Here is a 14,256-nt window from a genome sequence, read left to right on the forward strand (position 1 = left end):
TGTCTTTTCTTTACCAATCCTTTTAAACCTCCGCACCTCTTCACTACAGGTGGCTGATTCGTGATATACGTTAGGGTATACCGGGTTCAGGGGGAGGTTCTTTTGGCTGCATGCGACGAGGAGCTCCTCGGAAGAACGTTCAGGGAAGGAAAGCTTAAACTGGAAGTTAAGGAGAGGTTCTACAAGGGTGAACTTGTTGAAGAGGATGCACTGGAAGAGCTTTTAGAGAAAGCCACAATAGCCAACCTAACCGGGGAAAGATGCGTTGGCAGGGCCGTGGAGCTCGGTTACGTCGATGAAGCGAGGATACTGCGGATCCAGGGAGTTCCCCACGCCCAGATGGCGAAGATGCTGAAGTTATGAACCGGACTGTCATTCTCTTTCCTAGTGTTTTCCCTCCCCCGGGGCGATAACCTTTATATTCCACCCCGTTCAAATGGCCCAACATGAGCGAGAGGTTCTGTTACAGGTGCGGGATAGGTGAGAGCGAGGGCGGCCCGCTGATAGAGGGCCTCTGTCAGGTGTGCTTTAGAAAGGAAAACCCTGTACTGCTTATAGATGACAAAATAGACACCGAGCTCTGCCAGAACTGTGGCAGCTATAAGAAACGAGGCGTCTGGGTCGATCCTCAAAGCTACGAGCTCGAGGAATTGCTGTTCGAGGTAAGTGAGAGCGCTCTCCTCGAGGTTCTGGGTAACTCCCTCGATGAAAGGGTCAGGGAGTTCGAGGTGGTTTCTCCGAAAGAGCTCGAGGAGGTTGAAAAACTTCCGGTTGGAAAGGCCCTCGTCAGCTTCCAGCCCGTTGACTGGCACATCGAGCACTTCCCGGCAATAATAACCTACGAGGTTCGCGTTAAGGCCCGGATACACGAGCTTCAGCGCGAACTCCACGACGAAACGAGAAAGGTTACGGTTTACGTCCGCCAGACCGTCTGCCCTCGCTGTTCAAGGTTCCTGGGAGGTTATTTCGAGGCCATCCTTCAGGTTCGGGCCGAGGGCAGACCGCTCACGGAGGAGGAGCGTAAGGCCGTTGGGGAACTCGTTGAGGAGAAGGTGGACGAGATAATGCGCAGGGACAGGATGGGCTTCATTCAGGACACCATAGAGAAGGAGGAGGGGCTCGATTTTTACATGGGGTCCACCTCCTCGGCAAGAAAGCTCGCCCATGCGATAAAGGAGCGCTTCGGTGGGAGTATAAGCGAGGCCTACGAGCTGGTCGGTCAGGACAGGATGACAAGCAAAGAGGTCTACAGGACGAGCGTGAGCGTTCGCCTGCCCGGGTTTTTAAAGGGGGACATCGTGGAGGACAGGAAGGGAAACGTCTACGAGGTCGAGGGAATCGACGGCAGGGGCATGGAGATGAGGAACCTCAAAACGCTGGAAAAGGAGCACCGGGACTGGAGAACCGTAAAGAGAGATGGAATAGAGAGGGTGGAGCACGAGGAGATTAACGCCATGGTGACGAGCGTAACTCCGGGGGAAGTCCAGCTCATGGACATGGAAAGTTATGAAACTTTTGAAATAGAACGTCCCCACATAGATCTGGAAGAAGGTAGAGTCTACAGGCTCATTAAGGTGAAGGGAAAATATTACGTGGAAAAGATTTGATAAAGCACGTCAGGGCAAAGAAGGATCAAAATGCCTTCATTGATTTTCAACCAGTAAGAGACATTCCGGGGGAAGAACGACCGTATATACGAATATGAAATATCAGAAATCTTTATATATGCTCTTACATCAATATTTAAAACGAAAATGAATAAATATAGGGGTGGTGGTGATGAAGAAAAAGTTTCTTGCCGGTATTTGCGTGGTTTTAGTGTTATTCAGCTTTTTCCCGGGCATAGTTCCAGCAGCTTCAGCAAATCCAGATGAGCCCAGTGGTGAATACTTTAGTAGTTTGGATTATTTTAATATAACGGTGGGGCATGCTATCAAATATAACGTGGTGGACAGCTATGACAACCTTAATTCCACTGTTTGGGCTGTAGTTCAATGCCATAATTCAATCAAGGATTACGATGGGGAGGATTTTGTTTTCACATTAAACAAAGCGTATGGTGGATCTGGTTATTTCCGTGATTGCACGATAGGCGGCTATACTTCCCTTAGAAACGAGGATGGTACCAACATAACCAGGGTTTAGTCATGGTTGCCCTGGTAGTAATCAAGGACTTTTCTATATGTATTTTTCATTGCCAAGATGGTTTAAATCTGGCGACAATTGGAGCTCTATTGGAATAGATTATAAAGTAAAAACTGTTGGTCAACAGGTGATTAACGGGAAAGTATTCAACGATTGTATTAGAGTGGACATCGATACAAGAAATAGCCCATATCCCTCTAATTATACCAAAGGATATGGGTACTTTATTTTGGCTAAGGGTATTGGAATCGTAAAGTTATGGTTTAACAGAACGGCAGGCATATACGCGGGGACAACGGTTACTTATACCTACGAAAATCACACGTCCATGGAAAAACATACCATTTCAGGCACAATCAAAACCCCTGAAGGGGATCCTGTTAAGGGCGTTGTTGTGCAAATCTCCAACTGCGACCCCTGCATTCGTTCAGTGACAGATTCAACTGGTTCGTTCAGTATTCAGGCTTATGGCCCGGACATTGTTCTCAGAGTGGGGTATGATAAAGATAACGACGGAACTTTCGATTTTGATTTGTATCCTGATTTTCCAATGGAGTTCCACATAAACAACATAACTTCAGACATTACAGGACTTGTACTGACCATTCCTATGAGGGTGTTTTACGTTCCCGACGATTATACAACGATTCAAGAGGCTATTAATAACGCCAGACCGGGGGACACAATAATTGTCAGGGATGGAACTTATAATGAGAACGTTATTGTGAACAAATCGATAACCCTGAAGTCCGAGAACGGTCCTGCAAACTGTATCATAAACGGTACCGGAAGTGGGAGCGTCGTCACGATCACCGCCGACAACGTCACGATTCAGGGATTCACGATAACCGGCAGCGGCAGTGGCTGGGGTAACGGTGGGGTATGGGTGGAATCCTCAGGAAACACAATATCCTCTAATGTCATAACAAACAACGGGAATGGCATCTATCTCGATTCCTCAAGTAACAACAATATAACCTCTAACAACATCACTTCAAACAGCGGGAATGGAGTCTATCTCGATTCCTCGAGCCACAACAATATAACCTTTAACAACATCACTTCAAACAATTGGGCTGGTATCTGGCTCCGCGGATCCAGCAACACCACCATAACCTCCAACAACATCACATCAAACGGGGAACGTGGCATCTTCCTCTACTACTCCAGCTACAATATTGTAACCAATAATACAATGACTAACGATGGAATCGTCATAGAGGGTTATAAGATAGAGCACTGGAATACTCATGTTATAGAGAACAATACTGTTAACGGTAAGCCGGTTTACTACTTCAAGAACAGGGTTGGGGGAAATGTCCCTGAGGATGCCGGACAGGTCATACTTGCTAACACTACTGGAATGCTCATAGAGAACTTGAATATCAGTAACACTGATGTTGGAATTGAACTTGGATTCTCCAGCAACAACACCATTAAGAACAGCAACATCACTTCAAACAACAGAGAGGGCATTTATCTCTATTACTCAAGCAATAACAATATAACCTCTAACAACATCACTTCAAACAGCGGGGCTGGAATCTTCATCTATGGATCCAGCAATAACAATATAGTCTCTAACAACATCACATCAAACGCGTGGGCTGGCATCTGGCTCGATTCATCAAACAACAACACGATCTACCTCAACAATTTCAACAACACAAATAACGTTTATTCTGAAAATTCAATCAACATCTGGAATTCGCCAACTCCGATTAAGTACACCTACAACGGCACAACACACACGAGCCACCCCGGGAATTACTGGAGTGATTACACCGGTTCAGATTCGGACGGAGATGGAATCGGTGATACCCAGTATATAATAGATGCGAACAACAAGGATGAATACCCGCTAGTGCAACCGCGGGAGAATTATAATTTAAATCCGGTTGCAAACTTCACTTACTCCCCAGAGAATCCAGAGGTAAATCAAACGGTAACCTTCAACGCTTCATCAAGTTACGATCCTGACGGTTCTATTGTAAACTGGACATGGGGCTTTGGAGACGGAATAACGGCTTCAGGTAAAACAGTTCAGCATACTTACACCAAGCCAGGAACCTACACAGTAACCCTCACAGTCACGGACGATGATGGGGCAACATCAAACATATCAAAGCGGATAACCGTTGCAACACCGAGCATCCAGTTCGTTGACGTGACGGATGGCAACGATGATGTCTTCATAAGCGGCGAAACAGTAACAATACGCTTCAATGCGGACAACAGTAGTCTCAGCCCGGACGATGTTACTTTCTCGAACATTACTGGTAATGTATCAAATGCTTTAGCACCGTCATTGAAGACAATAAGCTCCGAAATTATCAACAACGTGACCTACTGGACCTACGAGCTCAACGTAACAGTTAGCGGACATGGGATCCTGAGGGTTTACGTGTGTGGTCAAACACTCACAGATCTCTACGTCTACGAAGTTACAGAGTCAAGTGTGTGGTCAATAGGAGCAGGCAAAGAAGTCACTGGTGGGGGGAACATCCTCATCAACGACGAACTTCAGATAAACGCAACTTTAGAAGGTCCCGAGGTTCCAGAACACTATGCGCTGCCCACCCCGGATAACGCCGAACTCTACGTTCCGGCATTTGAAAGCACGCTGAACTTCGTAAAGTATAACTCCACTGAAGGAAAATGGTACTTCTCAAACAACTTCACCATGAGGACGAACGGCACCTTTACCCTCAACATCACCAATGAACATGGCATAAACTTCACTACCAATACAGAAGTACATGTCCTCCAGCCAGTCATAAAGCTCCTCCCGATAAACAACGGCACCGCTAATCAGAAGCTTGTGGAGTACGCCAACCTCACCAACGGCACTCAAAACAATCTGACTCTGAGCCTCCACTACGACCTTACAGTCGAACTAACTCCCGGTGTCAACTGGACAGAGGTTGACGGTAACAATTCTGTTAACAGTAACGTGTACGAAAACGAAAGCGCCAGCAACCTGACCTTCCTGAACGGGGCAAAGGTTACCGTAATTGACGGGACTTTAAGCACCGCCACCCTGACCATCAAAGTCAAGAACCTTGGCGTTGTGTACACGAAAGACTTTGTAATACTGCCTGAAGATGAGCCGGCAGCGATGGAGCTTAACGCAACGGAAGTCGTTAAAGGCGAACCGTTTAAGATAAGTCTTGCCATCACAAAGCCCAACTGGAATGGAACCACAGAGTACAACCTCACCCTCGTGAATGGAAGTCACGAATACCCGGTTGCTACTAATGTCCCGGTTACAAACGAGTACGTTGACTACATCGTGGATACGAGTACTATGAATAACCTGCCCGTTGGGACTTATAACGTGGTCTTCTTCATGAGCAACGGCACTAGCAACTACACAACAGTCCAGAATGTGACGATTAAAGAGAACCTTACGCTCAAGCACAAGGAGTCGCCGTGGGGAGCCTATTACCCAAGTGACACCGTAACCTTCAACGGAACGTTCCTCAGGATCGACGAGTTTGATAGCACCAACGTGAACATAACAGTCTATCAGAAGAACGCTGCCGGGCAGTGGGTAGATGCAGGTGCAAATGCGACCAATAGCAGTATCATAATTAACTCGACTGCCAAGACCTACAACTTCACCGTAACTTTCAACGCGCCCGGCGAGTTCAAGGTCATCGTCAACGAGACCGACATCCCGAACGTCGAGGCATGCAACCCGATAACGATTTCAGACCACAAGGTCACGCTGAGCGAGAATAGCTCGGTGATAAACCTCGGTACATCAGTAACGATTCAGGTCACCACAACCGCAAACGTTTCAGCTTCAGATCTTAACATCACCGGTGCTCCATTAGAACCCCAGGTTAGTGAAGCGGAAGCATTCAACTCGACCACCCATCTGAAGGTCTTCAACGTCACCTTCACGACCAATGGAAGCACCAAACTTGGTTCATGGCCGATAAACATAACCGTCGACAACGGGGAGGTGAAGGTATTCACCCTCGAAGTGACCGACGAGCTTACTCCAGTGTATGTCCCAAGCAAGGTTGTCCTTGGAAGCAAGATGTTCATGATCCTCAATACGACGGCGAACTTGACTGCTGGTGAGTATGACGTCACGGTATGGGCGTTCGGTGTCACAACCACCGAAGCATCAGGTCTTAGCGTCAGCCTTGGAGATTACAACGATGGATACAGGCTCCTCAACGTGACGTTTGACATAACCCAAAACATTTACAGCAAAGACCCAGAAAACTATCCAACCCACTACATGAACGTCACCGATGGTCACCTCTGGATTGAGAAGCAATTCGAGATAGTGGAGGATCCTGCACTTTACATCGAACCGGTTGGAACCGTTGTCGTTGGCCAGAACGTAACCTTCGAGGGAACAACATTACTCGCACCAGGAGAATATGTGACGGTCAACATAACCAAGGTCGATCAGGAGAACGTCTTCGAGGTTCCAGTCAAGCTCGATACGAGCGGGGACGAGAATGTCTTCACCTTCAGCCACAAGTTCATCGAACCCGGTCTCTACAACGTGACCGTGAACTGGAGTAAGTATAAACATACCATCCAAGTCAACGTTACCAACGAGGGCGTCCTGTCATTGAACACCGACAGGAACGAGTACTACCCAGATGGCAAGATAAAGATTACCGGCCAGCTCGACAACGTCACTGAAGATGACGCAATAACCCTCAAATTCTACTGGGTGCGTGGAAATGCAACTTCGAGCGCCGATCTCGTCAACGGTAGCTACGAGTACTACTTCGATATGGATATGAATGACGTCCAGCCCGGCGACCTCAGGATAGAGGCCACATACTATGGCAATGCCAACGCAACCAAGACCGTAACAATTACAGACACCCCAGTGATCGAGAATGTTGTTGTCCCAGCGAAGCCCGTTAAAGCAGGAGAGCTCTTCAACGTCACGGCCGATACCAACCTCGGTATCAACGGCACCGTTGCCCTTGAGATCGTCAAGGCCGACAACGCAAGCGATGTTAAGTTCAACGGGAACGTTAAGGTGAGCGAGGGCGGAGCCTTCCTCTACACGGTAAACACCACCGACTGGACGGCGGGCTACTACAACATCACACTCAGCAAGGGCAGTGTTGAAGTCTCAAAGCAGGTTTACATCTATGTAACCGGGGCAAACATCCGCCTTGTCGATGGAAGCCTCGTGGTAGAGCCTCTCAACGGCACCGCTCCACTGACAATTAACGTCAAGGCAAACGTCACCAACACGGGCGACCTCGACGGTACTTACACGGCTGAACTCATGGTCAACAATATAACAGTAAAGAACGTGACCGTGACCGTACCCTTCGGTGAAGTGGTTCCAGTTGAGTTCAACTACACTCTTGAAGAGTCGGGAGTTTACAACGTTACGATAGGCGACCTAACACCAGTAGAAGTTACGGTCCTCAAGCCTGCAACACCAGAGTTCAGCAACCTGACGGTAGAGCCTCTCAACGGCACCGCTCCACTCGATATCACGGCAAGTGCCGTGGTTAAGAACATCGGAGAAGTGTCAGGCACCTTCACTGTCGAATTCAAAGTTAACGGCGAAGTCAAGGCTACCAGAGAAGTTGAGCTTGCGGCTGGAGCCAACACTACAGTTGAGTTCAACTACACTCTTGAAGAGCCGGGAGTTTACAACGTTACGATAGGCGACCTAACACCGGTGCAGGTTACAGTCGAGAAGAAGCCTTATGCCACGGTGGATGAGTATGTGCAGAGGGTTGGGAGTGCCGGCACTGTTTACTTCGTCTTCAACAACCTTGGAACGCCTGACGCTTACTCAACCGCCTTCTATATGAGTCGTACAGTTGGTGGCGCAAGGACAAAGTCAGTGCCTGCCAAGGACTTTAACATGAGTGCCGTGAATGCCAGTGACGTGGTTATTTCGGTGGGCGGCCCACTGGTCAACCCGGTAACCGCAGCCTACGAGGACATTGCCCCAGTGCACATGCTGATCAACGGTAGCAACGTAACCATCGTAACTCCTAACACTAACTTCACGTGGAGCGCTCCAAAACCGTGGTGGAATGCCACGGAGGGATACTTCATTATACAAGTGTTCCAGGATGACAATACTGGAGCCTTCGTAGTGACGATTTATGGTACTGACGCGGACAGCACGGCGGCAGGAGCTTACTACTTCATGAGCAACGTGTATCCAAACCTCGCAAACTACACCGGCATTCGCTACCTCGTTGGCCTCTGGCAGGATACCGAGCTTGGAGCCGACATTCCATTGCCGGGCGAGGACCTTGGAGACACCAGCGGATTCAGCGCAGGAGACACCATAACAATAGTGGAAATGGGCTGAAACCTTTCCAACCTCTCCCTTCTTCCATTCTTTTATACTAAAATTTTTTAATTTTCAATTAACCCCACTTGATACTGCACGATAGTGCTATTATTCTTTCAATTCTCCTGGAGTCTTGTTGAAACTATTCAATCGGAACGCCGTCCTTTGTCCTCGGTGCGAGCCACTTCATCAGTCTGCCGGGGTCCTTCGTCCTTATGATTATCGTTATCGGCCCCAGCGGGCCCTCCTCGTTGAAGTTCACAACCCCCGCATAGGCGGCCTGCTTGTTCACCCGGATTATTATCTCCTCCCCGAAGTGACCTTCCTCGAGGAAGGATCTGGCCGTGTCGAGTATCGCCTGCCCCCTGAAGAGTTCGTAGAGCCTGCTGAGTGCCTTCCTGCTCCTCGTTTTCCCGGTGAGCGTGACGTAATCCCTGCCCTCAAAGGCTTCGAACTCCAGATCCGGGATCAGGTTGAGCATCGCCCTCCTGACCTTCTCGATGTCCTCGGTTGGATAAACGGGAGCCTCGACCTCGACCTCCTCGAAGAGTTCCATTTCCTCACCCCCCTTAAACTTCCGGAAAAGGCTTATAAATCCATCCTCCGGTTAATTAGTGTGACCTAACAATGCTCGAGAACTTCATAACCGGCCTCGCCGGATGGATATCGGGATTATCGAACGGTCAGACGATGTGGGTGGCCTTTTACGCGGGCCTCTTCGTTGCCCTGATGACTTCCCTCGGGGCCATGATCGCGCTGTTCGCAAAGAGGCTCCCGGCAGGTGGCGTTGACCTTTCCCTCAGCTTTGCCGCAGGGGTTATGCTCGTGGCCAGCTTCACATCCCTTATAATCCCCGCGATAAATTCCACAGGCTCCTTTACCCCAGCCGGGCTCGGGATAGCGCTTGGGATTCTCCTCATATACGTAATAGACCGCTTTTTGCCCCACGAACACCTCGTGAAGGGTTATGAAGGACCACCTTCCATGAAGGACAGGATCAGAAAGGTGTGGCTTCTCGTGATAGCCGTGATGATCCACAACCTGCCCGAGGGCCTCGCCGTCGGGGTTTCCCTCGTTTACAGCCTCGAGCTCGGTCTCATCACCACCGTGGCCATAGGCATTCAGGACTTCCCGGAGGGAACGGTGATTTCTCTGCCGCTGGCGGCGATAGGGGGGAAACGCCTCCAGCCGGTTGTGATGGGTGTTCTCAGCGGCCTCTCGGAGATGGCAATGGTCCTTGTTGGGGCCTACTTCTTCGACCTCTTCTCGTGGCTTCTGCCCTACGGCCTCGGACTGGCCGGCGGGGCTATGCTCTACGTCACGATAAAGGAGATGGTGCCGGAGATATACAGGGGAGAGACGAGCGAGACCCTCGTAACCCTCGGCTTCTTCATCGGCTTCTACGTTATGCTGTTCCTCGACTCAATGCTCGGCTAATATTCTCTCTATCAGTTCCCCTATTCTCCTTTCGTACTCTTCCGGGGGAACGTCGTTCACGATCATGTAGTCGGCCATCGCTATCACGTTGCCTATACCGAACTTCAGCTCCTTCCAGTCCCTTTCCTCGAAGTCCTCCCAGGTTTCGGGGTCGTCGTGCCTTCCCCGCGCTTTAAGCCTCTTAAAACGGAGCTTCGGCGGGGTATGAACCGCCACTATTACTATTCTCTCGTCGGGAAAGGCGCTCCTGAAGGTTCCGACCTCGTCAAGCGAGCGAACGCCGTCAACGACCACCACGTCGCTTTCCTTCAACAGGCTCCTCACCCTCTCGACGGTGAGCTTCGCAACCGCGTTCTGCCCCAGCTCCTGCCTGAGCCTTATGCTGACACGGGCAACGTTCTCAGGGCTGAGCTCGAGTCCCCTCCTTACGGTCTCTTCCCTCACGATGTCCCCCATAGAAACGCTCCGAAAGCCCCTTCTTTCGAACTCCCTGACGATCCTGCTCTTTCCCGAGCCGGGCATTCCCGTTACGATAACTATCATCGTGCCCACGCCGGGATAGGGGAGGGGGATTTAAAAGTTTGACCCTCACCCGAGGAAGTCATCCAGTGTCTTCCGTTTCCTTTCCTTCACCCTCCTCGGTGGTTCCAGACCGAAGTACCTGGCGAGGTTCTCGATGACCCCCATGCCTATACCTTCAACCCGAAGGAGATCGCCGACTTTGGCCCGTTTTATGTCCTCCTTCGTCCTGAATCCGGAGTTGTAGAGCGCCCTCGCCCTCTTCCTCCCGATCCCGGGCAGGCTAACGAGTTCGAGGAGCTCCTCGCGGATGCCGTGCCTCAGGCGGAGGTGCAGTGAGCGAAGGCATTCGATGACTTCCTTCTTTGGGTTGAAGAGCCTGTAGAGTTCTATGAGCGAGTACATCAACCAGTCGGCGAGTTCGATGAGCCTGCGGAAGTCCCCGGGGTCGATGCCGTAGGATTCGTATATCCTCTGCTCCGGAACCTCGTTTATCCAGTCGAGGAGCACCTTTGCGGTCTTCACGGTTCCGGCAAAGCCCTGAAACCTGTAGTCCTCGTAGGGGATTTCCGTGTAGAGTTCCCCTTCAAGTTCGTAGGCCGTATCGAGGTAGTCCTCAAGCTCGCGTTTTTTCGCGTTCAGCGTTGCCATGTCCGGCGTTGAGGCGATAAGCTGGAAGATCCCGAAGGGGTTTGGATTCCTCTCAAGCTTCGGAAAGGCATCCCTGAACCTCTTGGCCGTCAGCGGGTCGATGTAGAGCTGGGAAGTGCGTTTTCCGAAGGGGAGCGCTATGAACTCATCCTCCGTGTCCATGTCTATGAACTCGTTTTCGATGAGGAAGTAAACCACTTCCTTGGCTTTATACTCAATCGTGCTGGTATCCTTCCGCTGGTGGAAGTAGAAGGTTCTCTCGAGAAAGCGTATCAGCTCCCGAAAGTTGTGCACCCCGAAGTTCGTTATCAGCGCCAGAATCTGGCTCCTGAAGGCGTTCTCGTTGGCCAGCATCGAGAACAGCTTCTCCGGCTTCCCGTGGATGTAGCGCTTCATCAGCTCCTCCGGGTCCCGGGTTCTGGCGACGATTATGGCCTCCCCCACCCTGTCGTAGCCCGGCCTTCCTGCTCTACCCATCATCTGCTGGATCTCGAGGACGGGTATGTCCGTCCATCCGAAGCCGGAGTATCGCTTGGTGTCCCTTATGATCACCCGAAAGGCCGGAAGGTTCACCCCCGCACTTAAGGTGGGGGTTGCGGTTACAACCCTTATCAGACCCTCCCTGAAGGCGTTCTCTATCAGCGTCCTCTCTTCCCTGCTCAGGCCGGCGTGATGGAAGGCCACCCCGCCACGGAGGACGGTTTTGAGCCTCTCCCCCGTCGGAGTGTCCCTGATCGAATCGGCCAGTTCCTTAAGTCCCCTCGTCCCGGGTTTCGTGAGGAGTTTTGATATCCGGGATGAGAGCGAGACCGCCTCCTTCTCGGCGGAGCGCCGGGTGTTGACGAATACCAGCGCCTGCTTTCCCTTTTTGACCGCATCAACGACCAGACTTTCCCAGTTTTCGGGGTAGTGCTCCCTTTTCCCGTCCTCCCACACCAGCTCACCGAGGTGGAAAACCCCCTTCCTCAGCTCCACCGGGCGCCAGTCGCTCATCACCAGGGAGGCGTTGAGCCACCCGGCCAGCTCCTCGGCGTTACCAACGGTAGCGCTCAGGGCCAGTATCTGGGCCTTGTCGAGCATGTGGCTCAGTATCATCTCCAGCGTGGCCCCCCTGTCGTAGGAACCTATGAGGTGGACCTCGTCAGCGACCACGAGTTTCACATCACCTATCCAGCTCGCGCCGTGCCTCAGGAGGGAGTCGAACTTCTCCGCGGTTGCCACCACGATGTCGTACCTTCCCAGCCACTCCTCTGTGGAGTCGTAGTCGCCTGTGGTGGCAGCTACCTTAAGCCCGAGGGATTCCCACGCCCTGAACTCCCGGTACTTCTCCTCGGCGAGGGCCTTCAGCGGAACGAGGTAAACGGCCTTTCCCCCCTCACTGAGAAGCCTGCTGACCATTACTATCTCGCTCACGAGGGTCTTTCCGCTCGCCGTGGGGATGGCCAGAACGAGGTTCTTCCCCTCCAGAACCCCGCTTTTCAGCGCCTCTGCCTGCGGGGGGTAGAGCTCTTTGATTCCCCTTCTCAGGATGACCTTTTTGATCCTCTCATCCACAGGAAGATCCTCGACTCTCATGGGCCTCAGCTCTTGAGGTCTTCCACCGGCGGTTTTATATCCTTATCCCCATCACCATACTGGGGGTGGGACGTTGAGGGTTCCCTACGTGCTCTTCGAGACGAACACCGGGAGGTACGGTCTGGATGCCTACTTCTCGATGAGGGTGGATGCGGTGGAAAGGCGGGCGACCCTGATAAGGAGGGCCGACGATCTGAGGAGGGTTGAGGAGAGGCCTTCTACAGCACTCCTCGACGGTGAGTCCGTCGGGGAATATCTGAGGTCGCTGTTCCTGACCCTCTACGAGCTCAGCGGTGAGAGATTCAACGAGAGGATGGGCCATATGAGGCGCTGGAACGTCTGGAGGATGATCGGCATACCCACCGGACACTGGCGGCACCTGAGGAAGGACGATGAGCTCGCCCGAAGGAACAGGGAAGCCCTCCTCGCTCTGGAGATAATGAGGAAGGTCCTCGGCGTAAAGCACCCGGGAGACCTTGAAAAAGCCCCGGTCAGGCCTCTGGGCTACGCCCTCCTGGAGGTTGAATTCAGGGACGGTAAGGCCAGCGACCCCGTTTACAGGGAGCTTCTCAGAATAGACGCCGGTGCCGGGATGGCCCTCCCGTGGCTGGAAATAAAAACGGGAAAGGGGATCACTCCCCCCCGTAGAGCCAGCAGGCCACGTAATGATCCTTCTCAACCTCGATGAGGGGAGGTTCTTTTTTATCGCAGAGTCCTGCCTTGGCCATGGGGCACCTCGGGTGGAAGCGGCATCCTCCGGGCGGGTTTATGGGACTCGGCGGTTCTCCGGTTATCTTCATGCGTTTCTGTTTCAGTTCTCTGGCCAGATCGGGATCCGGAATGGGGATGGCTGAGAGCAGAAGCTTCGTGTAGGGGTGAAGGGGATTGTTGAACACCTCCTCCGCGGGCCCCACCTCAACCAGTTTTCCGAGGTACATAACCCCTATCCTGTGGCTCATGTACTTGACCACGCCGAGGTCGTGGCTGATGAAGAGGTAAGTGAAGCCGAACTCCCTCTGGAGGTCCTTTAAGGTGTTCAGGATGTTGGCCTGAACGGAAACGTCGAGGGCTGACGTGGGCTCGTCCAGAACTATGAACTCGGGTTTGAGGGCGAGAAGCTTTGCAAGGGCTATCCTCTGCCTCTGGCCCCCGCTGAACTCGTGGGGATAGCGGTAGAGGTGCATCTCGTTCAGCCCCACGCTCTCGAGCAGTCTTACCACGAACTCCTCCGGATCGTCGACCTCTATGCCGTGAAACCTGACGGGCTCCATGATTATCTCAAAGACCGTCTGGCGGGGGTTCAGGGAGGAGTAAGGGTCCTGAAACATTATCTGGGCCTTCCTTCTGAACCACTTCATCTCCTCGCCCTTGAGCTTCGTCACGTCCCTGCCCTGAAAGATGATCTGGCCTGCCGTGGGTTCTATAAGACGGAGGATCGTTCTACCGGTCGTGGTCTTTCCGCAGCCGCTCTCCCCTACGAGACCGAAGGTTTCGCCCTTTTCTATCGTGAAACTGATGTCGTCCACCGCTTTAACGTAACCCGTGGTCCTCAGGAGACCCCTGATGGGAAAATACTTTTTGAGGTTCTTAACCTCGAGTAGCGGCTCGCTCATGGTATC

The 14,256-nt window shown here is 51.9% G+C and carries 10 protein-coding genes; 6 read left to right on the forward strand and 4 right to left on the reverse strand.

What is annotated here, in order from left to right; genetic code table 11:
• The first annotated feature begins 60 nt into the window (after positions 1-60).
• The 4 genes from A3L12_RS01130 to A3L12_RS01145 all read left to right on the forward strand — a co-directional run bounded on the left by A3L12_RS01130 (position 61) and on the right by A3L12_RS01145 (position 8,473).
• A complete protein-coding gene (locus A3L12_RS01130; protein WP_088881898.1) occupies positions 61-363 on the forward strand; it encodes a DUF424 domain-containing protein in 303 nt (100 codons plus the stop codon).
• A gap of 83 nt (positions 364-446) precedes the next feature.
• Positions 447-1,607, forward strand: a complete 1,161-nt coding sequence (locus A3L12_RS01135; RefSeq protein WP_088881899.1) for a 60S ribosomal export protein NMD3 — start codon at positions 447-449, stop codon at positions 1,605-1,607.
• Between the two features lie 163 nt (positions 1,608-1,770).
• The gene (locus A3L12_RS01140; RefSeq protein WP_198300052.1) at positions 1,771-2,145 is read left to right on the forward strand and encodes a hypothetical protein; all 375 of its coding nucleotides are present in this window, start codon (positions 1,771-1,773) and stop codon (positions 2,143-2,145) included.
• A gap of 127 nt (positions 2,146-2,272) precedes the next feature.
• On the forward strand, positions 2,273-8,473 hold the full coding sequence (locus A3L12_RS01145; protein ID WP_198300053.1) for a NosD domain-containing protein: 6,201 nt from the start codon (positions 2,273-2,275) through the stop codon (positions 8,471-8,473).
• 124 nt (positions 8,474-8,597) lie between these two features.
• Here A3L12_RS01145 and A3L12_RS01150 read toward each other — a convergent pair whose 3' ends face one another.
• Positions 8,598-9,011: an RNA-binding domain-containing protein gene (locus A3L12_RS01150; protein WP_088881902.1), complete on the reverse strand. Its 414-nt coding sequence runs from the start codon at positions 9,009-9,011 to the stop codon at positions 8,598-8,600.
• Between the two features lie 71 nt (positions 9,012-9,082).
• Here A3L12_RS01150 and A3L12_RS01155 point away from each other — a divergent pair, with 71 nt between their 5' ends.
• Positions 9,083-9,892, forward strand: coding sequence for a ZIP family metal transporter (locus A3L12_RS01155; protein WP_088881903.1), 810 nt, complete (start codon positions 9,083-9,085; stop codon positions 9,890-9,892).
• On the opposite strand, the gene A3L12_RS01160 is transcribed toward A3L12_RS01155, so the two are convergent.
• The gene (locus A3L12_RS01160; RefSeq protein WP_088881904.1) at positions 9,878-10,435 is read right to left on the reverse strand and encodes a dephospho-CoA kinase; all 558 of its coding nucleotides are present in this window, start codon (positions 10,433-10,435) and stop codon (positions 9,878-9,880) included. The two genes, A3L12_RS01155 and A3L12_RS01160, sit on opposite strands and share 15 nt — an antisense overlap.
• 45 nt (positions 10,436-10,480) lie before the next feature.
• Positions 10,481-12,637, reverse strand: coding sequence for an ATP-dependent DNA helicase (locus A3L12_RS01165; protein WP_088881905.1), 2,157 nt, complete (start codon positions 12,635-12,637; stop codon positions 10,481-10,483).
• A 73-nt stretch (positions 12,638-12,710) separates the two neighbouring features.
• Between A3L12_RS01165 and A3L12_RS01170 the strand changes: the two genes are divergently transcribed.
• Complete coding sequence (locus A3L12_RS01170) at positions 12,711-13,325, forward strand: hypothetical protein (protein WP_088881906.1); 615 nt, start codon at positions 12,711-12,713, stop codon at positions 13,323-13,325.
• On the opposite strand, the gene A3L12_RS01175 is transcribed toward A3L12_RS01170, so the two are convergent.
• Positions 13,270-14,250 (reverse strand): ABC transporter ATP-binding protein, encoded by a 981-nt coding sequence (locus tag A3L12_RS01175; RefSeq protein WP_088881907.1) that lies wholly within the window; start codon positions 14,248-14,250, stop codon positions 13,270-13,272. The two genes, A3L12_RS01170 and A3L12_RS01175, sit on opposite strands and share 56 nt — an antisense overlap.
• Positions 14,251-14,256 lie beyond the last annotated feature (6 nt).

This window comes from Thermococcus sp. P6 (assembly GCF_002214525.1).
GTDB lineage: Archaea > Methanobacteriota_B > Thermococci > Thermococcales > Thermococcaceae > Thermococcus.

Coding starts and splice junctions, on each gene's coding strand:
- A3L12_RS01150 (WP_088881902.1), bottom strand. CDS start 9,011: ATGGAACTCTTCGAGGAGGTCGAGGTCGAGGCTCCCGTTTATCCAACC.
- A3L12_RS01135 (WP_088881899.1), top strand. CDS start 447: ATGAGCGAGAGGTTCTGTTACAGGTGCGGGATAGGTGAGAGCGAGGGC.
- A3L12_RS01160 (WP_088881904.1), bottom strand. CDS start 10,435: ATGATAGTTATCGTAACGGGAATGCCCGGCTCGGGAAAGAGCAGGATC.
- A3L12_RS01165 (WP_088881905.1), bottom strand. CDS start 12,637: ATGAGAGTCGAGGATCTTCCTGTGGATGAGAGGATCAAAAAGGTCATC.
- A3L12_RS01155 (WP_088881903.1), top strand. CDS start 9,083: ATGCTCGAGAACTTCATAACCGGCCTCGCCGGATGGATATCGGGATTA.
- A3L12_RS01175 (WP_088881907.1), bottom strand. CDS start 14,250: ATGAGCGAGCCGCTACTCGAGGTTAAGAACCTCAAAAAGTATTTTCCC.